At 62.5% G+C, this 24,197-nt stretch carries 24 protein-coding genes and 1 pseudogene; 16 read left to right on the top strand and 9 right to left on the bottom strand.

All coding sequences use genetic code 11. The features are described 5' to 3' along the window. The first annotated feature begins 91 nt into the window (after nt 1-91). The 4 genes from IZV00_RS17025 (at nt 92) to IZV00_RS17010 (ending at nt 4,541) form a co-directional block, all read left to right on the top strand. Nucleotides 92-2,662 (top strand): TonB-dependent receptor, encoded by a 2,571-nt coding sequence (locus IZV00_RS17025; RefSeq protein WP_196226811.1) that lies wholly within the window; start codon nt 92-94, stop codon nt 2,660-2,662. Between the two features lie 37 nt (nt 2,663-2,699). Then, the gene (locus IZV00_RS17020) at nt 2,700-3,236 is read left to right on the top strand and encodes a 2,4'-dihydroxyacetophenone dioxygenase family protein (protein WP_196226810.1); all 537 of its coding nucleotides are present in this window, start codon (nt 2,700-2,702) and stop codon (nt 3,234-3,236) included. Nucleotides 3,237-3,349: 113 nt separating this feature from the next. Continuing rightward, nucleotides 3,350-3,754, top strand: coding sequence for a nuclear transport factor 2 family protein (locus tag IZV00_RS17015; protein ID WP_196226809.1), 405 nt, complete (start codon nt 3,350-3,352; stop codon nt 3,752-3,754). A 37-nt stretch (nt 3,755-3,791) separates the two neighbouring features. Next, entirely contained in the window at nt 3,792-4,541 is a 750-nt protein-coding gene (locus IZV00_RS17010) for an IclR family transcriptional regulator (protein WP_196226808.1), read from the top strand. Between the two features lie 190 nt (nt 4,542-4,731). Here IZV00_RS17010 and desA read toward each other — a convergent pair whose 3' ends face one another. Then, a complete protein-coding gene (desA, locus tag IZV00_RS17005) occupies nt 4,732-6,126 on the bottom strand; it encodes a syringate O-demethylase (RefSeq protein WP_196226807.1) in 1,395 nt (464 codons plus the stop codon). Beyond that, nucleotides 6,123-6,857: an alpha/beta fold hydrolase gene (locus IZV00_RS17000; RefSeq protein ID WP_230463397.1), complete on the bottom strand. Its 735-nt coding sequence runs from the start codon at nt 6,855-6,857 to the stop codon at nt 6,123-6,125. Before IZV00_RS17000 ends, desA begins: the two co-directional genes overlap by 4 nt. A gap of 134 nt (nt 6,858-6,991) precedes the next feature. Here IZV00_RS17000 and IZV00_RS16995 point away from each other — a divergent pair, with 134 nt between their 5' ends. From IZV00_RS16995 to IZV00_RS16980, 4 genes are read left to right on the top strand one after another with little or no spacing between them, the layout of a single operon-like run. Beyond that, nucleotides 6,992-7,870: a methylenetetrahydrofolate reductase gene (locus IZV00_RS16995; protein ID WP_196226806.1), complete on the top strand. Its 879-nt coding sequence runs from the start codon at nt 6,992-6,994 to the stop codon at nt 7,868-7,870. 25 nt (nt 7,871-7,895) lie between these two features. Beyond that, nucleotides 7,896-8,756, top strand: a complete 861-nt coding sequence (gene purU / locus IZV00_RS16990) for a formyltetrahydrofolate deformylase (protein ID WP_196226805.1) — start codon at nt 7,896-7,898, stop codon at nt 8,754-8,756. Continuing rightward, on the top strand, nt 8,725-9,630 hold the full coding sequence (locus IZV00_RS16985) for a bifunctional 5,10-methylenetetrahydrofolate dehydrogenase/5,10-methenyltetrahydrofolate cyclohydrolase (protein WP_196226804.1): 906 nt from the start codon (nt 8,725-8,727) through the stop codon (nt 9,628-9,630). Before purU ends, IZV00_RS16985 begins: the two co-directional genes overlap by 32 nt. After that, nucleotides 9,623-9,976: a dihydroneopterin aldolase gene (locus IZV00_RS16980; RefSeq protein ID WP_196226803.1), complete on the top strand. Its 354-nt coding sequence runs from the start codon at nt 9,623-9,625 to the stop codon at nt 9,974-9,976. Before IZV00_RS16985 ends, IZV00_RS16980 begins: the two co-directional genes overlap by 8 nt. 33 nt (nt 9,977-10,009) lie before the next feature. Here IZV00_RS16980 and IZV00_RS16975 read toward each other — a convergent pair whose 3' ends face one another. The 6 genes and pseudogenes from IZV00_RS16975 to ligK all read right to left on the bottom strand — a co-directional run bounded on the left by IZV00_RS16975 (nt 10,010) and on the right by ligK (nt 15,858). Beyond that, nucleotides 10,010-10,948 (bottom strand): helix-turn-helix domain-containing protein, encoded by a 939-nt coding sequence (locus tag IZV00_RS16975; protein WP_196226802.1) that lies wholly within the window; start codon nt 10,946-10,948, stop codon nt 10,010-10,012. A gap of 89 nt (nt 10,949-11,037) precedes the next feature. Further along, entirely contained in the window at nt 11,038-12,000 is a 963-nt protein-coding gene (locus tag IZV00_RS16970; protein WP_230463395.1) for a PDR/VanB family oxidoreductase, read from the bottom strand. An 8-nt stretch (nt 12,001-12,008) separates the two neighbouring features. Then, a complete protein-coding gene (locus IZV00_RS16965; protein WP_196226801.1) occupies nt 12,009-13,112 on the bottom strand; it encodes an aromatic ring-hydroxylating dioxygenase subunit alpha in 1,104 nt (367 codons plus the stop codon). A gap of 140 nt (nt 13,113-13,252) precedes the next feature. After that, nucleotides 13,253-14,139 (bottom strand): annotated as a pseudogene (locus tag IZV00_RS16960) (amidohydrolase family protein). Beyond that, nucleotides 14,136-15,191 carry a 4-oxalomesaconate tautomerase gene (locus IZV00_RS16955; protein ID WP_196226800.1) on the bottom strand — a complete coding sequence of 352 codons (1,056 nt, stop codon included), beginning with the start codon at nt 15,189-15,191 and terminating at the stop codon, nt 14,136-14,138. The pseudogene IZV00_RS16960 and the gene IZV00_RS16955 overlap by 4 nt, the downstream one beginning before the upstream one ends. Further along, nucleotides 15,184-15,858 carry a 4-carboxy-4-hydroxy-2-oxoadipate aldolase/oxaloacetate decarboxylase gene (ligK, locus tag IZV00_RS16950; protein WP_196226799.1) on the bottom strand — a complete coding sequence of 225 codons (675 nt, stop codon included), beginning with the start codon at nt 15,856-15,858 and terminating at the stop codon, nt 15,184-15,186. Before ligK ends, IZV00_RS16955 begins: the two co-directional genes overlap by 8 nt. A gap of 103 nt (nt 15,859-15,961) precedes the next feature. On the opposite strand from ligK, the gene IZV00_RS16945 reads away from it, so the two are divergent. The 7 genes from IZV00_RS16945 to IZV00_RS16915 all read left to right on the top strand — a co-directional run bounded on the left by IZV00_RS16945 (nt 15,962) and on the right by IZV00_RS16915 (nt 22,064). After that, nucleotides 15,962-17,113: a LysR substrate-binding domain-containing protein gene (locus IZV00_RS16945; RefSeq protein ID WP_196227492.1), complete on the top strand. Its 1,152-nt coding sequence runs from the start codon at nt 15,962-15,964 to the stop codon at nt 17,111-17,113. A 64-nt stretch (nt 17,114-17,177) separates the two neighbouring features. Continuing rightward, nucleotides 17,178-18,095 carry an NAD(P)-dependent oxidoreductase gene (locus tag IZV00_RS16940; protein ID WP_196226798.1) on the top strand — a complete coding sequence of 306 codons (918 nt, stop codon included), beginning with the start codon at nt 17,178-17,180 and terminating at the stop codon, nt 18,093-18,095. Between the two features lie 225 nt (nt 18,096-18,320). Beyond that, the gene (locus tag IZV00_RS16935; RefSeq protein ID WP_196226797.1) at nt 18,321-19,346 is read left to right on the top strand and encodes an amidohydrolase family protein; all 1,026 of its coding nucleotides are present in this window, start codon (nt 18,321-18,323) and stop codon (nt 19,344-19,346) included. 106 nt (nt 19,347-19,452) lie between these two features. Next, nucleotides 19,453-19,857: a protocatechuate 4,5-dioxygenase subunit alpha gene (ligA, locus tag IZV00_RS16930; protein WP_196226796.1), complete on the top strand. Its 405-nt coding sequence runs from the start codon at nt 19,453-19,455 to the stop codon at nt 19,855-19,857. Beyond that, nucleotides 19,857-20,705 (top strand): class III extradiol dioxygenase subunit beta, encoded by an 849-nt coding sequence (locus tag IZV00_RS16925; RefSeq protein ID WP_196226795.1) that lies wholly within the window; start codon nt 19,857-19,859, stop codon nt 20,703-20,705. The genes ligA and IZV00_RS16925 overlap by 1 nt, the downstream gene beginning before the upstream one ends. A 21-nt stretch (nt 20,706-20,726) precedes the next feature. Then, nucleotides 20,727-21,089, top strand: coding sequence for a hypothetical protein (locus IZV00_RS16920; protein ID WP_196226794.1), 363 nt, complete (start codon nt 20,727-20,729; stop codon nt 21,087-21,089). Between the two features lie 36 nt (nt 21,090-21,125). Continuing rightward, nucleotides 21,126-22,064, top strand: a complete 939-nt coding sequence (locus tag IZV00_RS16915) for a Gfo/Idh/MocA family oxidoreductase (protein ID WP_196226793.1) — start codon at nt 21,126-21,128, stop codon at nt 22,062-22,064. A gap of 12 nt (nt 22,065-22,076) precedes the next feature. On the opposite strand, the gene IZV00_RS16910 is transcribed toward IZV00_RS16915, so the two are convergent. After that, on the bottom strand, nt 22,077-23,132 hold the full coding sequence (locus tag IZV00_RS16910) for an aromatic ring-hydroxylating dioxygenase subunit alpha (RefSeq protein ID WP_196226792.1): 1,056 nt from the start codon (nt 23,130-23,132) through the stop codon (nt 22,077-22,079). 111 nt (nt 23,133-23,243) lie between these two features. Here IZV00_RS16910 and IZV00_RS16905 point away from each other — a divergent pair, with 111 nt between their 5' ends. Continuing rightward, nucleotides 23,244-24,146 (top strand): helix-turn-helix domain-containing protein, encoded by a 903-nt coding sequence (locus tag IZV00_RS16905; protein ID WP_196226791.1) that lies wholly within the window; start codon nt 23,244-23,246, stop codon nt 24,144-24,146. Nucleotides 24,147-24,197 lie beyond the last annotated feature (51 nt).

The raw sequence follows: 24,197 nt of genomic DNA, 5'->3' as shown, positions 1-24,197 counted from the left end.
GATCGGCAGCGCTCCAGTGCAAGCGCGAGAGGCAGGTTTCTGTCATTTCGATGATGAGCGCGAAAAGCGTCCATTGTCGAGGGGAGGAACCATGATCAAGATTATTGCCGCTTTGCCGGTTGCGTCAGCGCTGGCCATAGCAGCCGGGACTTTGGCGCCCGCTTTAGCGCAGGAAACGACGCCTGCGCCAGTTCCCGCCACAGAAGAAGCGCCCCAGAGCGGCGGTATCCAGGACATCGTCGTCACCGCCCAGCGGCGTTCGGAAAATGTGCAGAAGGTGCCGATCGCGATTTCCGCCTTCACCAATGATGCGTTGCAGGAGCGCGCGGTGCAGAGTGTCGCCGCGCTGTCGGGGCTGGCCCCCAACGTCACCTTTGACGCAGGAACGCCCTTTTCCGGATCATCGTCTGTACTGGCCGCCTATGTTCGTGGCATCGGGTCCAACGACTTCGCCTTCAATATAGATCCGGGTGTCGGCGTCTATCTGGACGGCGTCTATCTTGCACGTTCGGTCGGCGCGAACCAGGAACTGGGCGACGTCGAGCGGATCGAAGTGCTTAAAGGTCCGCAGGGCACGCTGTTCGGCCGTAACACCATCGGTGGCGCGATTTCCATCGTCACCCATGATCCGGGCGACAAGTTCCGCTTCATCGGCGACGCGACAACGGGCAGCTACAAGCTGTTCCAGGCGCGCGGCACAGCGGACATTCCGATCGCGGATGGGCTGTCGAGTTCGGTGTCCTTCTCGGTCAAGACGCGCGACGGCTATTTCAAGCGCAAGCCATTTCCAGGTGCGCAGCCAGGCACCTATCAGGTCGAACCTTCCACCGCCTATGCCGGTGCGGGTTATGACAATACCGGGATAGGCCGCGAAGGCGGCGAAGACGCCTGGAGCGTGCGCACCAAGCTGCGCTGGGAACCGAGCGATGCGGTGCGGGTGACGCTGAGCGGCGACTATAGCAGCAGCAGGCAGGAACAGCTTCCCAATACGTTGCTCGCGACCACGCCCAATGTCGCGGGCGGCGCGTTCGATGTTTTCGCGGGCAGTTATAACTGCGCCATTGCGGGCCAATCGACGGGATGCGGCAACGGTCCGCCGTCCTTCGCCTATGGCTATCGTCGCGCTGGCCGCACCGGCATGTTTGACCTGCCCGCGATCTTCGGCGTCAATGCTGACGCGAACCCCGATAATAATCGTCTGCCTTATGACAATCGCTTCGTCACTGGGGACAAGGACAGCAGCTATGCGACGGGGCTGAACTTCGCCCGCATGCAATCCTATGGCGGCGCGGGCACGATCGAATATGATCTGTCGGACAGCCTGACGGTCAAATCCATCACCTCCTATCGCGAACTGCACTGGAAGGTGGGCATGGACAATGACGGTTCGCCGCTCAACATGCTCCAGATCAGCTTCGAGATGAACCAGAAGCAGTTCAGCCAGGAATTCCAGCTTCTGGGTAACGCGCTGGATGAGCGGCTGAAATATGTTCTGGGGGCCTATTATTTCAAGGAGTCCGGCAATCTTCACGATTATGTGACCTTTGCCGAAGGCTTGTTGCAGGTCGATGGCAACAATCTCCTGAGTACCAAGAATGGCGCCCTGTTCGGCCAACTGGATTTCAAGCCCATCGACTTGATCGGCATCACGGTTGGCGCGCGCTATACAAAGGAAAAGAAGTCTTTTGAAGGGTTCCAGTCCGATCTCAATGGCCTGACCTACAAGATACTGAACGGCTTTGGCGTCCCGCCCTGCGCGTCGCTGACGCCGATCAGCGACGATTGCCGCATCGCTGCGGGCTTCCCCAATGCCAATGCGCCGTTGCAGCTTTATCCCGGTGGCGTGAACCGCAAAACCTTCGACAATTTCTCGCCCAAGATCGGTGTCCAGCTTTATCCCAGCGATGACCTGATGGCCTATGCGTCCTGGTCGAAGGGGTACAAGACAGGCGGTTGGACGACGCGCCTGTCGAACCCGCTGCCCGAGGCTCCGAACTTTGACGAGGAAAAGGCGACGACTTGGGAAATCGGGATCAAGTCGAAGCTGTTGGACCGGCGTCTTCAGCTGAACTTCGCGGCCTTCACCACCAACTATAAGGGCATCCAGCTGAATTTCCAGCAGGGCGTGTCCCCCACCATCCAGAACGCCGGTGACGCCCGCATCAAGGGGTTCGAGGCCGAAGCGGTGTTCGCGCCCATCCGCGCCTTCGCCCTGACGACATCGCTCGGCTATATCGACGCCAAATATACCTCGGTGCTGCCGGGCGCGGTGGTCGCGCCCAGCGTGATCCAGGGCGGCGTTTTCGTGGGTGCCGAACTGCCCAAGACGCCGCATTGGAAGGTCAATGTCAGCCCGCGCGTCGAGCTGGATGTAGGCAGCAGCGGTGCGAAGCTCATCATGCTGGCCGACTGGACCTACACTTCGCGGATGCGCAACGACACCGAAGGGACCTTCCTGCTCAACCGCAAGGCTTCCAACGTCGTCAATGCCAACGTCACGCTGCGCCTGCCCGACGACCGCTACAGTGTCACGGTGGGCGGCACCAACGTCTTTAACGAACGCTTCCTGACCACGGGTCAGGCGCAGATCGCCGGGGGGCAATTCTACGGCACCTATAATCGTCCGGCCGAATGGTACGCCAGGCTGGGCGTGAAGTTCTGATCAACCCTCTGGATAACGGAAACAGGAACGCATCGTCATGTCCACTGTTATGAAAGCCCCGCCGTCGACCGCCTTCAAGATCGTCGATGTACCCGAAAACCTGTCGCACGTGATCGACGCGCGCGGCGTGAAGGGCAGTTTCATCGGGCCGACGGAAGAGGAAAGCCCCTGGGTGCCCTTTGGCGAAAACGCCGCCATCCGTCACCTTGCCTTCGACGTCCGCCAGAACATCTATTGCAACGTGCTCTGGCTGAAAGGGCCGGGCGTGCTCGGCACCCACAAGCATCGCGGGCGGCTGGTCATGATGTGCCTGGAAGGCAGCCTGCGTTATCTGGAACATGACTGGGTGGCGGGTCCCGGCGACTTCTTCCTGGAAGTCCCCGGCGAACGCCACACGCTGGTCAGCGAACATCCGCAGGGCGGCAAGCTTTGGGGATGGATGCAAGGTCCGATCGAGTTCTACGACGAGGATGGCAAGTTCATCGAAACCTGCGACGTGTGGTGGTTCATCAACCATTACGAGACTTACTGCCGGGAAAATAACTTGCCCATCAACCCGCAACTCTACCTCTGAAGGGGGGCGTCCGCCGGGAGGAGTAGGCCCGCCTCCCGGCGGATGGATTGCAAAATGACCAAGAGCAGGCCTCTGCCACGAAAAGCCGTACACACCGCAGCGCCGAAGGCCTCATGAGCTTCCCAACTCCCGACCAGCGCCGCGCGATCGAGTGGGATTGTACCCGTCTCGTCCACCATTATGCTAATCTGAACGATGCGGCGAAATGGGAAGCCGCAGCCAACTTGTTCACAGATGATGGCCGGCTATTCCGGCCAACCGCGCCCGATCAGCCGATTGTTGGCCGCGAAGCTATATTGGCCGCCTTCCTCGCCCGCCCGCCGCGTACCACCCGCCATGTCTGCGCCAATGTCGTCATCGACATACTCAGCACAGATGAGGCCACAGGCGAAAGCGCTATGCTGTTGTTCGTCGGCCCAGGCGCGCCGTTGGTGGGATCATTCAAGGACAGGTTCATCCGTACCAGTGGAGGATGGCGTTTCCTGGAGCGCAGCGGATCGCTGATCTTTTCGGCATGAGGCTATTCCATTTCATTCCTGATGCTAAAGTCGGGTCATGAACGAACAGACGCTATCGCCCACCGTCAAATCCGCCATGCGCACAATCGACATCATCGAATATGTCGTGTCGTGTCGCCGCCCGCTGGTGGCGCAGGAGATCGCGCAGGCGTTGTCGATCCCGGTCAGCAGCCTATCTTACCTGCTCGCGACGTTGACGGAGCGTGGCTATCTGCAACGCGAAGGGCGGCGCTACAGCCCGGGACCTGGGCTCGCGCGTCTGCAAGGACCCGCGCCCGCTTTCTCGCTTGCTGAACGCGCCGCGCCGCTGGTGCGGTCGCTCCGCGTCCAGCTGAACGAGACCAGTTCCTTCTTCGTGCGCAAGGGGTGGGAGATGGAGGCGCTGGTCACCGAAACCAGCGATCATGCGCTGCGCTATGCGGTGCAGACCGGTCGTCGCACACCGCTCCACTGCTTTTCGGCTGGCAAGGCCTTGCTGGCGGCGATGTCGGACGAAGAGTTCGAACGCTATCTGGAGGAAAGCCGTCGCGAGGCGCTGACTCCCACGACGATCACGGACGCGGATGCCCTGCGGCAGGAGATCAGGCTGGTGCGGCAGACGGGCGTAGCGCGCACGCGGGAAGAAAGCACGCCCGGCATCTACGGCTTGGCCTATGTGGCGCGTGCGGATGGCGAAGTGGCCGGAGCGTTCAGCGTCGCCGTGCCGGTAGTGCGGTTCGATGAGGAACTCGACCGGCGCGTGGTGTCCGCGCTGACACGGACGGCCGCTTTGTTCGATATTACTTGAAATATGCCGCTGATCCCGGTGCCGTTCGCGCTCGGGGCAAACGGGTGAAGGATATACGTCGTGCTCCTGCGAAAGCAGGAGCACAGGCCCAAGCGCCGAACTAGGCTCCTGCCTTCGCAGGAGCACAGCAGCACTGCCCCCAAAAAATCCGGCGGGGCGTCAGGGAGAAAACGCCCCGCCGGTTGGATGATCAAGCGGTCTTGCGGGTCCGCCATCCATCCGCATAGCTGTCACGCGCGACTTCGGAATAGGGCGCGGGGCTGACAGTGGCGTGGATTTCGACCTGGATATGCGGCTCGACGGTCGGCTTGCTGGTGCCGCCATCGGGTTCGCCCCACAGCAGCGTCACCTTCGTGCCAGGCTCCGCATATTCGGCATCCACCATGGCTAGCGTCAGCATCCGGCCTTCATTGGCGCTATAGCCGACCCAGGTGGACAGGCCGACCTGCTTGCCGTCGACCAGTACCGAGTCATAGGGGTGCATCGAATAGACTGCCGAGGGGAATTCGAAATATTTCGCGCGGTCGCCCTTCTGGAAGGCGGAGCTGATCACGCGGGCGACGTCTTCGCTGTCGAGCGCCAGAGTCACCTTCTTGCGGTGCGGGCCAGCTGCAATCTTCTCCAGCGCTTCCCGGCCGATGAAGTCATGGTCGAACTTCACGAACGGACCATAGCCCAGATCCCAGGGGGTCAGATAATAGCCCTCGATGCTGTCGGGTACATAGCTGCCGCCGATCGACGCTTTGGCTTCGTAGGAATTGGCGGTCAGCCATTCGCGATAGGGCTTCAGCGCTTCGCCGCTATAGACGGCCGGCAGCGGGGAGGGGATCCAGCCCGATTCCAGCGTATTGGACGAATAGGTCCGGCCGCCCACCAGCGTCAGGCCGAACGGCTCGCCCGCCTTGATCAGCGCCTGGCGGACGGTTTCGCGCTCCGCCCACGGACCGAAAAGCTCATAGCCCGGCTGGCCCGCCATGCCATGGCGCAGCGCGCGGACCTTGCAACCGGCAATGTCGAGCGTGGTCATGTGGAAGAATTTGAGGTCGGGCGGGGTCTGGCCCATCGCCGCCTCAAGGGTCTGCATCGCATTCGGCCCTTGCAGCTGATAGCGATAGGACTTGCGGTTTTCCGGGTCGGGGCGAACGGCGGTACGCTCGTCACGTTCGACGGTGACGTTCCACTTGCCGGTCTGGGCATGATATTCCACCCATTCGATAGCGGGCGCGCGGCCGACCAGGTTGAAGCGGTTTTCTTCAAGGTAAAAGAGGATCACGTCGCCGATGACGTAGCCGTCGGGCGTCACCGGCACCCACTGCTTGGCGCGATCGGGGATGAAACCCTTGAAGCTGTTGATGCCAAGGTAATTCAGCATCGCGAACGCATCCGGTCCGCGCACTTCCAGATCGACCATATGATAGGACTGGTTGAACAGCACGGCCTTCTGCGCCCATGCGGTCTGCTCGTTGCGCCAGTTGGAATATTCCGCCGGAACGCCGGGATAGGCATTGGGGCCGGTCTGCTGGTTGCGCAGGAAGTGAACGAGGTCACCCTTGCCTTCGACCAGATTTTGCAGGCTTTCAGTCATTCATCGTCTCCCATCATGGTATTGGAGCCAACGGGCATGTCCAGCCAGTCGGCTATGGCTTCGTTAAGGGCATCAGGCGCCTCGGCTGGCAGCATGTGGCCCGCCTTGGCGATGATCTTGAGGTGCGCACCGGGGATGCGCGCGGCTATGGAGCGGTGCTGTTCAGGCGGGCTCCATTCGTCCTCCGCGCCCACCGCGACCAGCGTCGGACAGGCGATATTGGGCAGCAGCGATTCGACCTCCGGGCGACCGAGAAGTGCAGTGATCTGCGCGGCGTAGGTGTCGATGCCCGCCTGCGTCGCCATCAGGTGCAGCGGCGCGATCAACTGCTGATCGGCGCGGCGGGCGGGTGCGACCATGGGGGGAAGCCAGCGGTCGACCAATGCGGCCATGCCCTCCGTCCGGCCGAGCGCCAGCAGGGCGTGGCGCTTCTCTGCCTCTCCTTCACGGACGGTGTGTGTGCCGGTGCTAATCAGAGCGAGCTTTTTGACCCGTTCGGGCGCGAGCCGCACGACCTCCAGCGCGACCCGCGCGCCCATGGAATGGCCGAGCAGCGCCATCTTCTCGGGGCCAGAGGCGATCACGCGTCGGGCCATTTCCACGATGCTGTCGCACGCGCCAAAGCCATCGATCGCCGAGGCGTCGGGGAAACGCTTCAGCTGTGCGGCGAACATGCGGGAATCGCAGAGAAGGCCGGGCAGAAGGACAAGATTTGCGGCGGAAGCAGACACGATAAAATCGCCTTAATTCGTATTCATGAAATTTCCTATATACGAATTAAAGGAAAGGCGCTAGAGAAGAAATGGCAAAAAGATCGGGCGGCCGGTGCTGCTCGGCAAAGCCCAAGCATATCAGGAGAGCGGTCATGGCGGGCGCGGCGACGATCCACCCGAACTGGGAACAGCATATCCCCAAGCGGATCACCGATGGCTATTCGATCGAGATGACGGCCAAGGACTGCGACGCCCTACGGGCGGCTGCGTCGATGCTGGCGCCGGAAACGCCGATCGCCATCACCTTCCTGCCGGGCGAGACGATTGATGCGCGGATCGACGCGGCGAAGTTGGTTCGTGACCTTGGCTTTGAACCCATGTCGCATCTGTCGGCGCGGCGGATCGGGTCCTTTGAGGAGCTGGAACAGACGGTGCGCCGGTCGGCCGAGGAAGCAGGCGTGCGCCGCATGTTCCTGGTGGCGGGCGATCCTCCTGTTCCTGCGGGTCCGTTCGAGGATGCGCTTTCGCTGCTGCGCACGGGTCTGTTCGAAAAAAATGGCGTGAAGGCGATCGGTATTGCAGGGCACCCGGAAGGTCATCCGGTGATGAACGAAGAGGCCCGGTGGAGCGCACTTTTGGCGAAATGCGCGGAGGTATCGGATCGCGGCATGGCCCCGCTTATCGTCACGCAGTTCGGATTTGATGCGACGCCGGTGCTTGACTGGCTGATCGAGTTGCGGCGGCGGGGCATCGATGCGCCGGTGCGGATCGGCGTGCCGGGACCGGCGGGGATCAAGACGCTGCTGCGCTTTGCTGCCCATTGCGGGGTCGGCGCGTCTGCGTCGGTGCTAGCCAAATACGGAATTTCCCTGTCGCGCCTGCTGGGCGCTGCTGGGCCCGACCGGCTGGTGGGCGACATCGCCGCTGGCCTGCATTCCGGTCACGGCCCCGTGCGGCTGCACTTCTATCCTTTCGGCGGGCTTGCCCGGACGGCGGAGTGGATCGGACAGCACCGGTCGAACCAGAATTGACGCACATCATCCATAGGGGGATAGATTGACCCAGACCTGCATCCTGACCCTGTCCTGCGCCGACCGGCCGGGCCTGGTCGCCACCGTCGCCGCCTTCCTCGCCTCGCACGGCGGCAATATCCTTGAAGCCCAGCAGTTCGACGATCGCGAAAGCGGCCTCTTCTTCATGCGCGTCGTTGCCGCACTGGCCGAGCCGTGGAACGACATTGGCAAACTCAGCGCGGCCTTCTCCACGGTCGCGGACGATCACGACATGCGCTGGAGCCTGCGTGACGCGGCGGAACGGCGGCGGGTGCTGCTGCTGGTGTCGAAGTTCGACCATTGCCTCGGCGACCTGCTCTACCGTCACCGCATCGGCGAACTGCCGATGGATGTGGTCGGCATCGTGTCCAACCATCCGATGGCCGCGCTCAACACCACGATGATCGGCGACATTCCCTATCATCACCTGCCCGTCACTAGGGACACGAAGGCGAGCCAAGAAGCGCAGATCAAGGCGGTGGTCGAGGAAACCGGCGCGGAACTGATCGTGCTGGCCCGCTACATGCAGATATTGTCGGACGATCTCGCCGCTTATCTGTCGGGCCGCTGCATCAACATTCACCACAGCTTCCTGCCCGGCTTCAAGGGGGCCAAGCCCTATCATCAGGCCCATGCGCGCGGCGTCAAGATGATCGGCGCGACCGCGCATTACGTCACCGCCGACCTCGATGAAGGGCCGATCATCCATCAGGATGTCGAGCGGATCAGCCATGCCGACAGCCCCGAAGATCTCGTCCGCAAGGGCCGCGACATCGAACGGCGCGTGCTGGCCGCCGCCGTCGCCTATCATCTGGAAGACAGGGTATTGGTCAATGATAGTCGCACAGTCGTTTTCCGCAACTGATCCGCGCGTGACCCGAACCATCGACGGCAAGGCGCTCGCTCGCACGATCGGCGCGGAGACGGCGCGCCAGGCGGCGGAGCTGCACGCGCGCACCGGCGTGCTGCCGACGCTCGCCGTCGTGCTGGTGGGCGATGATCCGGCAAGCCAGGTCTATGTCCGCCGCAAGGTCAAGGAGACGAACGCAGCGGGCATGCGGTCGATCGAGCATCGGCTGGACGCTTCCATCGCGCAAGCCGAGTTGCTCTCCCTGATCGCCTCGCTCAATGCCGATCCCGCCGTCCATGGCATATTGGTGCAGCTGCCTCTTCCCCGGCAGATCGATGCGACGCGGGTGCTGGACGCGATCGATCCGGCCAAGGATGTGGACGGCTTCCATCCCGTCAATGTCGGGCGGCTGTCGACCGGGATCGGTGGATTGGTGCCGTGCACGCCGCTCGGCTGCATGCGTTTGCTCGACACGGTGGTGAAGGAGTATCGCGGCCTTCACGCCGTGGTGATCGGCAAGTCCAACATCGTCGGCAAGCCCGTCGCCATGCTGCTGCTGGAACGCGAATGCACGGTGACCGTCACGCATATCGCGACCAAGGGCTTGGCCGACATCGTGCGCACCGCCGACATCGTCGTCGCCGCCGCCGGTAGCCCGCGCCTCGTGCGCGGCGACTGGGTGAAGCCCGGCGCGATCGTGATCGATGTCGGCATCACCCGAGTGACCGACCAGGATGGAAAGGAACGGCTGGTGGGCGATTGCGCCTTTGACGAAATCGGCCATGCCGGAGCGGTCACGCCAGTGCCGGGCGGTGTGGGGCCGATGACCATTGCCTGCCTGCTTGCCAATACGGTGCAGGCGGCGAAGCGGGCGGCGGCTCTTGGCTGAGTCCTGCTCCACCACGCGGGTCGCGGTGCGCGACCTGCCGCTGATGGCGGACATTGGCATCAACCCCGACGAGATCGGCACGTTCCAGCCCTTGGTGGTCAGCATCACGCTGCTGGTCGATCCGGTGACGGAGGATATGCTGGGCGCGACGATCGACTATCGCCGCGTTCACGAACTGGCGCGGATGCTGGCGGAAAAGCGCATCGGCCTGATCGAGACGTTCGGCGCGGAACTGGCGCGATCCTGCCTCGCCTTCGACCATGTGCGGCAGGCCGAGGTGGTGATCGACAAACCCCGCGCGCTGCCTTCGGGGATGGCGTCAGTCACGATATCGATGTCGAAGTGAGGCACGGGTAGAGCCGGATACCCAACTCTCTGATCACCCCTTCCGGAAAGAAGTCGGCGAACGCCCATATTCCTGCGCGAAACAGCGGGCTAGATAGCCAGGATCATTGAAGCCGCACGCATAAGCGATTTCGCTGACGGTCAGGCTGCGGCATGCCATGTCCTCCAGCATCGCGCGGACGCGGCCCAAGCGGATCGTGCGCAGTTCGCGCCCGACGCTGGTGCCCGTCGCCGCGAACAGGCTGTGCAGATAGCGCACCGAAATGCCATGCTCCGCCGCGATGGCCGCTGGCGTCAGCGCCGGGTCGGCAAAGCCGCTGGTCAGCGTCCGTCGGATCTGGTGCATCAGGCGGCGGCGATGGGTCGTTTCCTCGCCCGCCATCCCATCGCACATCAGCGCCAGGCAGCCGCCAAGCTGGTCAGCGATCAGGTGAGCGGGCAGGGGTCGTCCTTCCTCCACGGCATGGGCGACGCTGTGCAGCAGCCCGTCGACCGCCGCACCCCATGGCGATGAGCCGACTAGGGGGCGGATGGTGCAGGCATAGGGATCGGCCAGCCAGCGTTCCACCCAGGCGCTGGGCAGCGCGACCAGATAGGCCTCGGAAAATGCCGATGTGACGAAGCTGAAATTGTCGAGATGGCTAAACAGCAAAGCCTCGCCCGCGCCGAGCGTCGCCTCCCGCCCATTCTGGCGCAGCGTGATGCCGCCGCTGCGCATATAGACAAGGTCGAAGCGCGGCGAGGCGCCGTGGCGTCCGCTGGCGTCGTGAACGCCTTCCTGGCTGGTTGCGTTGATAACGGAGAATTGCACGTCGCCGATATGCTGCTGCCGCAACTCGCCGCGGAATGTGGTGCGATCCGGCACGCGAATGTCGATGGGCGTCACATGCGCCTGCACCTGCCCGTGCCAATGGTCAAAGGCGGGCGCGCCGTCCAGCGCGGCAGTCGATACGTGATAGCCGGGGCCATTCACCCGCAGTCCGTCTCCTTCCCGCGCCGTCGATCGCGCGTTCGGTCGCGACGATAGCGGGAAAGGCGGGGACGCGCCACAAGGACGTTAGGTTAGAGGTCAAGAAGCAACAGCGGCGATAACGCTCGCGAGCAGCAGGGGGTGAAGAGCTTTCCTTCGTCCCGTTCCTCGTCAGTCAGATAGCTGTCGCGATGGTCCGGCACCCCTTCCAGCACGCCGGTGACGCAGGTGCCGCACACGCCTTGTTCGCAACTTATCGGCACATCGACCCCTGCATCGGCCAGAATGCTGGCAATCGACGCGCCGGGTGCGATCGTAAAGGTCGCGCCCGTGCTGGCAATGCGCACATCGAAGGGCTGGTCGCCCGCCTGTACCAGCGGTTCGGCGGATTCGAACAGTTCGCGATGGATGCTGGCATCCGCCCAGCCAAGCCGTTTAGCCTCGTCCCGCACGGCGTTCATGAAGCCTGCCGGGCCGCACACATAAACATGAGTGTCTGCGCCGGGGGACCCAAGCGCTGCCGCCGGATCAAAGCGAGGCGATCCATTATTTCGACTGAAATAGGTGCGTCCGCCCGCCGCGTCCACGGCGCTGCCGAAGGCGGCGTTTTCCGGGTTCCGGCAGCAATAATGCAAGTCGAAAGCCTTCCCTTCGCTCGCCAGCGCCGCCGCCATGGACATGATCGGGGTGATGCCGATGCCGCCGCCGATCAATATGTGGCGGCTACCTCCTTCGGCGAGCGCGAACAGGTTGCGCGGCGTGCCGACATTTACCTGCCGCCCCGGATGGAAGGCGTCATGCACCCGAGCCGATCCGCCGCGCGATTGCCGTTCGCGCAGCACCGCAATCTGGTAGCGATGTCGCTCGACCGGGTTGTTGCACAGCGAATATTGCCGCACCAATCCTTCATCAACCACGACGTCGATATGTGCCCCTGCCGCGAAGGGCGGCAGATCGCCGCCGTCAGCCCGCGCGAGGTCGATCCGCACGATATCCGGAGCCAGCAGCATGCGTCCGGTGATTTCGAGCGTCAGCCCGTCAGCCAGCTTTGCCATGACCTGCGTCAGACGACAGGTTCGACCGGCAGGCGCGTACCGGCCTTGCGCCTCAGTAAATCGAGCGGTGATTCCGCGCCGGGTTGCGGCAGCGCGCCTTCTGCCTCGTCGGCGATCAGCTTCTTCATGATGCGGCGGGCGCGGGTCGCGGCGACGTCGGCTGACGCCATCACCGGTCCCATCTCATCGAGCGTTCGGGTGCCCATCATGCGCTGTTGTTCTTCCAGGATCGGCTTGTCTTGCCCGACGAAGGCTATCTCGATGGCGGCGCGCCACATCTCGTCGACCGACGGATCGTCCACCTTATAGTTGCGGGCGAAGGACCAGAAATACCAGCTGGAGGTCGCATCCTTGGGCGTCAACAGGTCGCACCCATAGAGCCAGACGCCCTCATCCCGTGTCTTGCCCACCGGGGTTACGCCGACGTCGAGCAGCAGGTTGCCCGGCGGGTCCCAGCGCATATAGGCCCAATGATCGACATTCTGCGCATAATTGTCGAAGGCAGCGGCCCAGGCGGGCGGCGCCGCCCCGTCATGCGCCCAGCGATTGGACCAGACAGTGGTGCCGCTTTGCAGCGTCTCCAGCTTGCTGCGGGTCAGCGCCTCGCTGTTGAGAACGCCTTCATGCACGAATTCGGCATGGGTCAGGTCGAGTAGATTGTCGCTGATCAGCTCGTAATTGGCCGCGACCTCCATCAACCCCTCGATCCGGCGGAAAGATGGGTCGCTGTTGCAGGAAAAATCGGGGATCGTGCTTTCGTCGGCGTGATCCGCATCGCCGAGCCACAGCCAGATCATGTCGTAGCGTTCAACCACGGCATAGCGCTTCACCCGCATCTTTGCGGGAATGACGCCGTCGATCAGCGGCGTGCGCGTGCAGCCGCCGGAGGTGCCGAAACGGAAGCCATGATAGCCGCATTGGACATCATCGCCGATCAGCTTTCCGGCGCTTAGCGGAGCAAAGCGGTGCGGGCACACATTGCCGAGAGCGACCGGATCGCCATTTTCGGTGCGGTAGAAGACGATCGATTCATTGCAGATCTGACGTTCCAGCAGGGTGCGCCCGATCTCGCTGCTCCAGGCGGCTACATACCAGCAATTCTTAAGGAACATCTGCCTCTCCGCATTATTTCAGCCCGTCGTCGGGCCGTTTTTCGCTGTCAGGATAGATCGGCGCGTCCGGGCTTGCGCGGACAGGAGAGCACAAAAGTTGGGACTAGGAAGCAGGGCCTTGAGGTAGTTTCGGCCGTAAACTAATCGACAGCCATTTCTTCGGGCCAGTAAAGCCGGGTGGGATTGGCGACTAGCAGACTATGCTGGAGGCTGGCGGTGGGCGCGATGCGCGGGATCATATCGACCAGCGCGCCATCGTCGGGAATGGCCTTTTCCATGTTCGGGTGCGGCCAATCGGTGCCCCAAAGTACGCGGTTCGGATAATCTGCTACCAGAGGAGCGACCGTCCTTGCGAAATCGTCCCACGGGGGACCTTGCGGGTCTAACCGATCGGGACATGTGACCTTGGTCCAGATGTCGTCCCGGCTGTCGAGCAGGGCGCGAAAAGCGCGCATGTCGATGCCGTTTGGCCCTTGGGTGACGTCCGGACGGCCCATATGATCGATGACGATGATGGTGGGAATGGCGTCCAGGAAAGGGCGTAGCTCTTCCAGAAGGTCGGGTTCAAAATAGACGACGACATGCCATCCAAGCGGCTGGATGCGGCGGGCGACTTCGAGGAACTTGTCCTTGGGCGCATCATCGACGAGGCGCTTGAGGAAGTTGAACCGCACCCCGCGAATGCCGCCTTCGTGCAGCGTTTCAAGTTCTGCATCGCTGATTTCCGGATCGACCACCGCGACGCCGCGCGCCTTGCCGTTTGACTGCGCTATGGCGTCCAAAGTCGCGGCATTATCCGTTCCGTGGCAACTCGCCTGGACGATGACGTTGCGGGAGAAACCCAGCCGGTCCCGAAGCGCGAAGAGCATATCCGGCCCGGCGTCATCTGGAAGATATTTCGCCTTGGGACTGAACGGGAATCGCGCCATGGGGCCAAAGACATGGCAATGCGCATCGACCGCGCCCGGGGGGGCGTGAAGCGCGGGACTGACGGATTGGAGTGCCAGCTAACAACGCGATCCGTCATGCAAAAATCTCTCCGTCCATCAGCTTTCGGGCGGTGCGCAGCAAGGCGGCGCTGACGACCTGGCCCTGATCGTCCAGTTCCATGACGCAGGTGGTTTCGCCGGTGGGATGCTCTACCGAAAGGCTTTTGATCCTGCCATCGGGAATGGCGGCAAGCTCCGCCGCTGGCGTGCCTTCGATGAGGCAGGCGGTGGCGATACTGACCGCGCCCAGCACGCCGATGGAGGCGTGGGCACGATGAGGAATGAAGCTGCGCACTGTGATCGCGCCGCCGTGGCGCGGGGGTGCTACCAGCATCATCTTGGGCACCGACTTTTCCTTTACATCGCCAAGGTTCATACGCTCTCCAACGGCGAGACGGATTTTCTCGATGCGGGCCTTCAGGGCGGTGTCCTTGTCCAACGCATCGCGATCTTCATAGCCGGTGATGCCTAAGTCCTGCGCCTTCATGACGACGCAGGGCATCCCATTGTCGATCAGGGTGACGCGAACGCCTTCGACCTCATCGAAGACATTGCCGGTTGGGAGCAAGGCGCCGCAGGAAGAACCGGCGGTGTCGCGAAATTCCAGCGGGATAGGGGCAGCGGTGCCGGGGACTCCGTCGATCTTCGCGTCGCCGTCATAGCGGACGATACGGCTCGGCGTTTGCACGGTCGCAATCGCGGTCTGGCCGGTATTTTCCATGTAGATGGCGACGCGGCTCTCCCCATCCTGCGCCTCGACCAGGCGGCGTTCGACGGCGAAGGGGCCAACGCCAGCGAGGATGTTGCCGCAATTCTGCGCGTCCGTGACGATGGCTTGATCAACGAAGACCTGGAGAAAGAGATAGTCGACATCCACCCCGGGCCGCGCCGACTTTTTGACCACGGCCACCTTGCTGGTCAACGGGTCGGCGCCGCCCATCCCGTCGATCTGACGGGGATCGGGTGAACCCATGATGCGCAGAAGGAATCTGTCGCGAATGGCGGGGTCGGCGGGCAAATCTTCGGCGAGGAAATAGCCGCCCTTCGACGTGCCGCCGCGCATCCACATGACAGGGGCCGACTTATACATATTTCAGGCCCATTTCTTTCAGGCGGGGACGCATGTTGTAGATGTCGAGCCCGAGTTCTCCGGCGGCGAGACGCGTGCGCTTGGCTTCCTCGGCGGCTTCGCGGGCCTGGGCCTTTTCGAGGACAGCGGCGGCGCTGGCGCGTGGGACGATGCAGACGCCGTCATCGTCGGCGATGATGATGTCGCCCGGATTGACGAGGGCGTTGGCGCAGACGACGGGGACGTTCACGCTGCCGAGCGTCGCCTTTATCGTGCCCTGGGCATGGACGGCCTTTGACCAGACGGGGAAGTTCATTTGCGTGAGGTCGCGGATGTCGCGGACGCCTGCGTCGATGACCAGGCCGCGACAGCCTCGCGCCTGGGCTGAGGTCGCGAGGAGGTCGCCGAAATAGCCGTCGGTGCAGGGGCTGGTCGGCGCGAGGAGGAGGATGTCGCCTTCGCGGAGCTGTTCGATCGCGACGTGGATCATCCAGTTGTCGCCGGGAGGAGCGGAGATGGTGACGGCGCTGCCGGCAATGCGGGCGCCGGGATAGATGGGGCGCATGTAAGGCGCGAGGAGTCCGGTGCGGCCCTGGGATTCGTGGACGGTGGCGACGCCGCAATGGGCGAGGGCGTCGATGATGGAAAGGTCCGCCCGGTCGATATTCTGGACGACGATGCCGGACATGCGATTTGCTCCTTTGGCGAAAGCATGAAGGAAGTGGCGAGAAAAAACGGGTTGAACAAGTTTGAACTGTGTCATTGTTATTAGTTTTTGCTAAGTGTTCGTGATGGCACCTGATCAGTTCAATATCCGGCACCTGTCTGCCGTCGCCGCCGTGGTCGCGCAGGGGACCGTCAGCCTGGCGGCGCGGGCGGTGAATTTGACGCAGCCTGCGGTGACGCAGGGGATTGCCAAGCTGGAGGCGCAGCTGGGCCTGCCGCTGTTTGAGCGGCATCCGGGCGGGATGACGCCGACGGAAGCGGCGGTGAGGCTTGCGCCGCGACTGGAAGCGGCGTTGCGGCTGATTGGCAGCAATCGGGCGACGGCGGCGCAGATACGGGCTTTCGTCGCGCTGGCGCGGGCGGGGAGCTATGCGGCGGCGGCGGCCGAGGCGGGCGTGACGGAGCCGTCGCTGCACCGGGCGGTGGGCGACCTTGGCCTCGCGATGGGATACAGGCTGGCGGAGCGGCGTGGCCGGGGCGTCGCGTTGACGAATGCCGGGGCGGCGCTGGCGCGGCGATTGCGGCTGGCACTGGCGGAATTGCGATCGGGGCTGGAAGAGATCGAGGCGCTGAAAGGGCAGGAGAGCGGGCGCGTCGTGGTGGGCGCAATGCCACTGTCGCGCGCAAGGCTGCTGCCCCGCGTGATCAGCCGGTTTCGGCGCGAGTTCCCGCAGGTGCATATCAGCGTCCATGAAGGATCGCATGCCGAGCTGGTCGGCCCGCTGCGCGATGGCGAGGTGGACATGATGATCGGCGCGCTGCGTGATGCGTCGGTCGGGCAGGACCTGTTGCAAAAGCCCCTGTTCGAGGATCGGCCGACGATCATGGCGCGGGCCGGGCATCCGCTGGCCGGAGGATGGGACGCGGATGCTCTGCGGCGTTTCCCCTGGATATTGCCACCGGAAGGGACGCCGTTGCGGCAGTTATGGCGGGAGATGGTGGAGGCGCTGGGCGGCGAATTGCCTGCCGTGCCGATCGAATGCGGATCGGTGATGACGATCCGCGAACTGCTGGTGAATGGCGATTATCTGACGATGCTGTCGGTCGATCAACTGGCGCTGGAGCTGAACGCCGGGATGGTGATTGACATCGGCCCCGCGCCCGGCGCGATCAGCCGCATGATCGGGCTAACCACCAGAACGGATTGGCGGCCAACCCGCTTGCAACAAAGTTTCATGGCAGCGATCGATCAGGAGATTGAAGGCATAAGTTCGTAAAAACTTATGAGGATGCCGGGGATTCGATTGGCAGGGCCGATAGGGATGGGCCATCCCTTGGCGCATGGAGCAGGAAGTCGGTCTGATCGGGTTTGGCGAGGCGGGTTCTACCTTTGCATTGGCAGGGGGTTGGGCCGCGCGGGCGCATGTATTCGATAGCAAGACTGAAGATGCGGCGGCGCGGGACGCGATGATCGCCAGCTATGCGGACGCCCATGTGCTGGGCGCGCGCTTTCTGGAAGATGCGCTTTCCGGCGTAGCATTGGTGATCTCGCTGGTGACGGCGGATCAGGCATTGGCGGTTGCCGAAGCTGCGGCGGAGTGCATCGCGCCCGGCACCATTTATTGCGACATGAACAGCGTGGCGCCGCAGACGAAGCAGGAGGCCGCGCGGAAGATCGAGGCGGCGGGCGGGCGATATGTCGACGTGGCCGTCATGGCGCCGGTTCGTCCGGCGGCGCTGTCCGTCCCGTTGCTGTTGAGCGGCGGTGCGGCGGAAGAAGCCGCGGCGCGGTTGCAGGTGTTGGGCTTTACCAATGTGCGCGTTGTCGGTGACGCGGTGGGCCGTGCCTCCGCGATCAAGATGATCCGGTCGGTGATGGTCAAGGGGTTGGAGGCGCTGACGGCGGAATGCGTGCTGGCGGCGGAGGCGGCTGGCGTGCGCGACGAAGTGCTGGCGTCGCTGGATGCGAGCGAGAAGGCGCGGCCTTGGGGCGAGCGGGCGGACTATAATCTGGAGCGGATGCTGGTTCATGGGCTGCGCCGTGCTGCCGAGATGGAAGAGGTGGTGAAGACGCTGGAGGCGCTGGGCACCGGGGCTGCGATGACGCGGGGGACGGTGGCGCGGCAGCGGGCGATCGGGGCGCTGGGCGTGGCGGATGTGCCGGATGGGTTGAGCGGGAAGGTTGGGGTGGTTTTGGCGCGGGGTGAGGCTGCGGGGGGTGATGGTTTGGCCCGAGATGGGAGTGCAGTTGCGGCTTGAGGGAGTTTCGTCATCCCAGCGTTGGCTAGCGCAGCCCTTCGGGTCGCTGGGATGACAGGAGTTGGGCGAGGGTGCTTTCCTCCTTCGTCACCCCGGACTTGATCCGGGGTCCCGCTGTTTGGCGTGCAGGGATGAAGAAGCGGGACCCCGGGTCGAGCCCGGGGTGACGAGATGGTTGTGGGGCGGCGGCTAGTACCGCGCCTGAATTGAGGAACAAGAAACGCGATGAGCCTGATTATCGACTGCCATGGCCATTATACCGTGCTCCCCAAGGGGCATGATGCCTGGCGGGAAGAGCAGAAGGCGGCGTTCAAGGCGGGCGTTGCTGCGCCGCCTTATCCGGACATCAGCGACGATGAAATTCGCGACACGATCGAGTCCAACCAGTTGCGCCTTATCAAGGAGCGGGGCGCGGATCTGACGATCTTTTCCCCGCGTGCTTCGGCGATGGCGCCGCATGTTGGGGATGCGGAGGTCGCCCGGGAATGGGCGATGCGGTGCAATGACCTGATCGCGCGGGTGGTGGGGCTGTATCCCGAGACTTTCGCTGGCGTGTGCATGTTGCCGCAGTCGCCCCAGGCCGACATGGGCAACAGCATATCCGAGCTGGAACGGTGCGTGACGGAGTTGGGCTTTATCGGGTGCAACCTCAATCCTGACCCCGGCGGCGGGCATTTTCAGCATCCGCCGCTGACGGATCGTTACTGGTATCCCTTTTACGAGAAAATGGTCGAGCTGGACGTCCCGGCGATGATCCATGTGTCGGGCAGCTGCAACCCGGCGATGCATGCGACCGGCGGCTATTATATCGCGGCGGACACGATCGCCTTCATGCAGTTGCTGGAGGGCGACCTGTTCGCGGATTTCCCGACATTGCGCTTCATCATTCCGCATGGCGGCGGGGCGGTGCCCTATCATTGGGGGCGGTATCGCGGGCTGGCGGACATGCTGAAGAAGCCGAGCCTCGACACGCATCTGATGAACAACATCTTTTTCGATACATGCGTCTATCATCAGCCGGGCGTCGATCTGCTGGCCGATGTGATCGACAATAAGAATATCCTGTTCGGATCGGAAATGGTCGGCGCAGTGCGCGGGATCGATCCGACGACTGGTCATTATTTCGATGATACCAAGCGCTATGTCGATGCGCTGGATATCAGCGATGCGGAACGGCACGCGATATTCGAGGGCAATGCCCGTCGTGTCTTCCCCCGTCTGGACGCGCAGTTGAAGGCGCGCGGCCTGTGAGCTTCCGCACCCCCCATTTATCCCTGTGGGGGGTGGCTCCATCTCCCGTCCTTGCTGTGGAAGGACGGGACGGGAGATGGATTTTTCTTTGTCTGGAGAACCGCCGATGAGCGTTGATATCCATGAATATCTGGCCGAGTTCGACGATATACCCGGTACGCGCGTCTATACCGGAAAGCGCGCGCGGCAGGGTTATTGGATGAACCAGTTCGCGATGAGCCTGATGAAAGGCGATAATCGTGAACGGTGGAAGGCGGACGAGCGCGCCTATCTGAACGAATGGCCGATGACCGAAGATCAGCGGCAGGCGATTTTGGATCGCGACTATAATCGTTGCCTGGATCTGGGTGGCAATATCTATTTCCTGGCGAAGGTGTTTTCGACCGACGGCATGTCATTCTTGCAGGCGGTGGGAACGATGACGGGCATGAGCACGGAAGACTATCAGGCCATGATGGTCGCTGGAGGGCGATCACCAGAGGGCCAGCGTTCGATAAGGGAGAAACGTTGATGGCCCGCATTACCGCTGGCGTAGGGACCAGCCATGTGCCGGCGATCGGCGCCGCGATGGACAATGGGAAAGTCGGCGAACCCTATTGGGCGCCTGTGTTTGCCGGTTATGACTGGTCGCGCCAATGGATCGCGCAGGAAAAGCCGGACGTCGTGATTTTGGTCTATAATGACCATGCGTCGGCGTTCGACATGAAGATCATTCCGACCTTTGCGATTGGTTGTGCGGATCGCTACGGCATTTGCGACGAGGGATGGGGGCCTCGGCCGGTGCCCGAAGTGGAGGGGCATGCCGACCTTGCCTGGCACATCGCGCAGAGCCTGATCCTGGATGAGTTCGACATGACCATCATCAATGAGATGGATGTCGACCATGGGCTGACCGTGCCGATGAGCCTGATGTTCGGGCAGCCGGAGGCTTGGCCTTGCAAGGTCGTGCCGCTGGCCGTCAATGTCGTCACTTATCCGCCGCCGTCGGGCAATCGCTGCTGGATGCTGGGCGAGGCGATTGCGCGGGCGGTGGAAAGTTTCCCCGAGGATCTGAACGTGCAGGTGTGGGGCACGGGCGGGATGAGTCACCAGTTGCAGGGGCCGCGCGCGGGGTTGATCAATGCCGAATGGGACAATCGCTTCCTCGACCTGTTAAGTGCCGAAGATAATGGGCAGTTGCGCGCGATCCCGCATATCGAATATCTCCGCGAAACTGGATCGGAGGGGATCGAGATGGTGATGTGGCTGATCATGCGCGGTGCGCTGGGCAAGAAGGTCACGCCGCTGCATCGCCATTATCATGTTCCTGCATCAAATACCGCAGTCGGGCATCTGGTGTTGAAACCCGACGATTCATAACGACAATCGAAGGGATGGATCATGGCGCGCGCCGACATCGAGGACGCATTGGTTAGGCTGGAGCAGGTGCATAAGCAGCTGGGGGTGCTAGCCACCGGTGCGGAGCCGGGCTGGGAAAAGCAATATTTGCAGGCTCGGCGGGCGTTGCAGGAACAGATCAACCGATTGTGCCAGGCGGATGCGGAGCTGAACCTGTCCGATGATGATAGCCGCCGGTTCCGCGATGCCTTTGGTAAGTTTCGGACGGCGACCGCGCTGCATCAGGCGGATTGGCCGGTTGTCGATATCGATCGGCAGAACACAGGATACATTCAGTCCGCCGCGAATGTGGGGCAGACTTATCAGCAATTCATGACGGTGATGCGCGCGCTGATGCAGCGATAGCCAGAGCGCGCGGCCAGTAAGATGAGGAGTTAGAGTATGAAAATCGCGCTGGCCGGTGCGGGGGCTTTTGGTGAAAAGCATCTGGATGGCCTGAAAAATATCGACGGTGTGACCGTCACCTCGCTCGTCGGGCGAAATCTGGAGCCGACGCAGGCGATCGCGGCGAAATATGGGATCGGGCATGCGACGACCGATCTGGCCGAGACTTTGGCGCGCGATGATGTCGATGCGGTGATCCTCTGCACGCCGACGCAGATGCATGCAGCACAGGCGATCGCCTGCATGGATGCGGGCAAGCATGTTCAGGTGGAGATACCGCTGGCCGATAGTTGGGACGATGCGCTGGCTGTGCTGGCCAAGCAACAGGAGACGGGGCTGACCTGCATGGTTGGGCATACGCGGCGGTTCAACCCGAGCCATCAATGGGTGCATCAGCAGGTCAAGGCGGGCGCGTTCAACGTCCAGCAGATGGACGTGCAAACCTATTTCTTCCGGCGCAAGAATATCAATGCGAAGGGCGAGCCGCGGTCGTGGACCGACCACCTTCTGTGGCACCATGCGGCGCATACGGTGGACCTGTTCGCTTATCAGGCGGGGCGGATCGTGGATGCGCACGCGATGCAGGGGCCGATCCATCCTGAACTCGGCATTGCGATGGACATGTCGATCCAGTTGAAGAGCGAGAGCGGGGCGATCTGTACGCTTTCGCTGAGCTTCAACAATGATGGGCCGCTGGGGACGTTCTTTCGCTATATCGGCGATACGGGCACCTATATCGCGCGCTATGATGATCTGGTGAACGGCAAGGAAGAGCCGATCGACGTGTCGAAGGTGGACGTGTCGATGAACGGGATCGAGTTGCAGGACCGGGAATTTGTTAGCGCCATCCGGGACGGGCGGGAGCCTAATTCCAGCGTGGCGAAGGTGTTCGACTGCTATCGGGTGCTGGGCGAGTTGGAGACGCAGTTGGGGTGAGAAGCTGCGGAATCACTGGGGGCCGCCATTGTCGGCCCCGGCTTTCTCTGCGGCCAGTCTTTCCTCAATGATGCGGCGGCCAAGCGCCAGGCCGTTATCGGCGATGATGAACGCCATCTGATCCCCGGCGCTGCGGTTCACCTCGCCCTGTTGCGCCTCGATCATTAGCCGGTCCTCTTCGAAGCCTTCCGCTATGCGAGCGGCAAGTTTCGCCGTGAATTCGCGGTCGCCGATGTTGAAATTATGGGCATAGCTCCAGAAAAAGTGACTATTCTGTTCGTCCTCGGGCGTGACGATCTGCGTCGCGCGGAACTGCATCGCCTCGCTGACGCGCTGGCCTTCAGGGGCGCCGCTGCCTGCAGGGGCGCTGCCCGAATCCATCAGGAACACATTGCCCGGAATGTGCAATTCATAAATATGCCAGCGATCGACGGGACCTTCGAACGTGTTGAAGCCCTTAAGATAGGGGGCGATGCCCGGCTCCCCCAAATACCAGCGGGTCAGCCGCACCTTGTCGGCATCCCGCTCGATCTTGGGCCGGATATGGGCGATCGTCGCTGAACCGCCCAGCGTATTTTCATGCACATAGGTCAGATGGGAAAAGTCGAGGAGGTTGTCGAGGATCAGGCGATAATCGGCCTTGTAATGAATATATGCCGGAATGGACGCCCAGGCCGGATCGTCCTGATAATGGCAGTCGGGGATGAGGTCGGGGTCGGCCTTTGCCGGGTCGCCCATCCATATCCATACCTGTTTGTACCGTTCAACCGTCGGGTAGCTGCGCACATTGGTGTTGGGGCTGACCCCCTTTCGGCCGGGTTCCTCGATGCATTTTCCATCGGCGTCGAACAACAGGCCATGATACATGCAGCGCACGCAGTCGCCTTCCCGCCGCCCTATCGACAGCGGAGCGAAGCGGTGGCTGCATCGATCCCGAATGGCGGCCACCTTGCCATCCGTCGTGCGGAAGAACAGGATGTTGTCGCCGAGCAGCCTGCGCGACATCATCGACGTCACGTCCAGTTCGTGGCTCCATGCGCCGACATACCATGCGTCGCGAATGAACATCCTGTCTCTCCTTCAATCCTTGCCCCAACATGGCATTTAAGAAGGAGCACGGCGTTAGTGACGTGCGAAAAGCTTTGGCCATTTACTCAAAAATCGAATAGGATTTCGGCGGTGCCCCAGTCCACCATGCCCCCTTATTATTTCATCTACGGACAACATATCCGCGATCTCGATCCGCGCTTTATCCATGTCGAGAGAATCAGCGATCGCGGCACGCTGCACCATGGCAATGTCGAGCCGCACGTCCATCCGCACCTGCATCAGCTTTCCTATTGGTTGCAGGGTGAAGGCCGTTTCACTATCGACGGCGCAGAGCATGACCTGTCGCCCGGCACGTTGACATGGATACCCGCGAACGCGGTCCACGGTTTCAGGGCGGACGCGGCGGCCGACGCCATCGTGCTGAGCCTGTCGCATGATTTCCTGTCCGACGTCCTTGACTATGTCGATGCCGCGCCGGTTGACGCGCTTGCCCGGAACCCGCTGATCTCGAAAATGCCCGCGGAACTGACTGGCCGCGTACGGGAGGCGTTTCTGGACCTGGAACGAGAACATCAGTTTCCGTCCTGGGGCCTGAAAAATGTGGTGAGCGCGCATGTGCAACTGATCATGGTCATGCTCGCCCGCTTGTTCGAGGCCGACCGGCTGGCGTGCCATGCCCCGCCGAAGGCCGCCACGCTGTTTTCCCGCTTCATCAGCCTGCTCGAACAGAGATTTCGGGAGTGCCGCACGGTCGATGCCTATGTCGCGCTGCTGGGAACGACGCCCTATCTGCTCAATCGCGCCTGCCGGGAAGGGGCGGGCCGGAATGCGTCTGAAGTGATCCGGGGCCGGGTCCTTTTGGAGGCAAAGCGGCTGCTCCATTACACCGCCCTTAATTCGGGAGATGTCGCCTTTGCACTGGGCTTTAGCGATCCGGCGCATTTCGGCCGGGCGTTTCGCGCGGAAACCGGCCTGTCTCCCGCCCGCTGGCGGGCGCAGCAGCGCAAGCTGGCCGACGCAGACAAGGATTGAACCGCCCGTGCGGCGGCGCTCTGGACGGCAATCAATTATCATGATAAATAA

Origin of the sequence: Sphingobium sp. Cam5-1 (assembly GCF_015693305.1) — a bacterium.
In the GTDB taxonomy this organism is placed as follows: Bacteria; Pseudomonadota; Alphaproteobacteria; order Sphingomonadales; family Sphingomonadaceae; genus Sphingobium.
Note: the sequence above shows the minus strand (reverse complement) of the source record. Positions and strands in the feature narration are given on the sequence as shown.

Bases quoted from the DNA above. Each gene is read 5' to 3' on its own strand.
- IZV00_RS17025 (WP_196226811.1), top strand. From the start codon at position 92: ATGATCAAGATTATTGCCGCTTTGCCGGTTGCGTCAGCGCTGGCCATA.
- IZV00_RS17020 (WP_196226810.1), top strand. From the start codon at position 2,700: ATGTCCACTGTTATGAAAGCCCCGCCGTCGACCGCCTTCAAGATCGTC.
- IZV00_RS17015 (WP_196226809.1), top strand. From the start codon at position 3,350: ATGAGCTTCCCAACTCCCGACCAGCGCCGCGCGATCGAGTGGGATTGT.
- IZV00_RS17010 (WP_196226808.1), top strand. From the start codon at position 3,792: ATGAACGAACAGACGCTATCGCCCACCGTCAAATCCGCCATGCGCACA.
- desA (WP_196226807.1), bottom strand. From the start codon at position 6,126: ATGACTGAAAGCCTGCAAAATCTGGTCGAAGGCAAGGGTGACCTCGTT.
- IZV00_RS16995 (WP_196226806.1), top strand. From the start codon at position 6,992: ATGGCGGGCGCGGCGACGATCCACCCGAACTGGGAACAGCATATCCCC.
- IZV00_RS16985 (WP_196226804.1), top strand. From the start codon at position 8,725: ATGATAGTCGCACAGTCGTTTTCCGCAACTGATCCGCGCGTGACCCGA.
- IZV00_RS16970 (WP_230463395.1), bottom strand. From the start codon at position 12,000: ATGGCAAAGCTGGCTGACGGGCTGACGCTCGAAATCACCGGACGCATG.
- IZV00_RS16965 (WP_196226801.1), bottom strand. From the start codon at position 13,112: ATGTTCCTTAAGAATTGCTGGTATGTAGCCGCCTGGAGCAGCGAGATC.
- IZV00_RS16955 (WP_196226800.1), bottom strand. From the start codon at position 15,191: ATGTATAAGTCGGCCCCTGTCATGTGGATGCGCGGCGGCACGTCGAAG.
- ligK (WP_196226799.1), bottom strand. From the start codon at position 15,858: ATGTCCGGCATCGTCGTCCAGAATATCGACCGGGCGGACCTTTCCATC.
- IZV00_RS16945 (WP_196227492.1), top strand. From the start codon at position 15,962: ATGGCACCTGATCAGTTCAATATCCGGCACCTGTCTGCCGTCGCCGCC.
- IZV00_RS16940 (WP_196226798.1), top strand. From the start codon at position 17,178: ATGGAGCAGGAAGTCGGTCTGATCGGGTTTGGCGAGGCGGGTTCTACC.
- IZV00_RS16935 (WP_196226797.1), top strand. From the start codon at position 18,321: ATGAGCCTGATTATCGACTGCCATGGCCATTATACCGTGCTCCCCAAG.
- ligA (WP_196226796.1), top strand. From the start codon at position 19,453: ATGAGCGTTGATATCCATGAATATCTGGCCGAGTTCGACGATATACCC.
- IZV00_RS16925 (WP_196226795.1), top strand. From the start codon at position 19,857: ATGGCCCGCATTACCGCTGGCGTAGGGACCAGCCATGTGCCGGCGATC.
- IZV00_RS16920 (WP_196226794.1), top strand. From the start codon at position 20,727: ATGGCGCGCGCCGACATCGAGGACGCATTGGTTAGGCTGGAGCAGGTG.
- IZV00_RS16915 (WP_196226793.1), top strand. From the start codon at position 21,126: ATGAAAATCGCGCTGGCCGGTGCGGGGGCTTTTGGTGAAAAGCATCTG.
- IZV00_RS16910 (WP_196226792.1), bottom strand. From the start codon at position 23,132: ATGTTCATTCGCGACGCATGGTATGTCGGCGCATGGAGCCACGAACTG.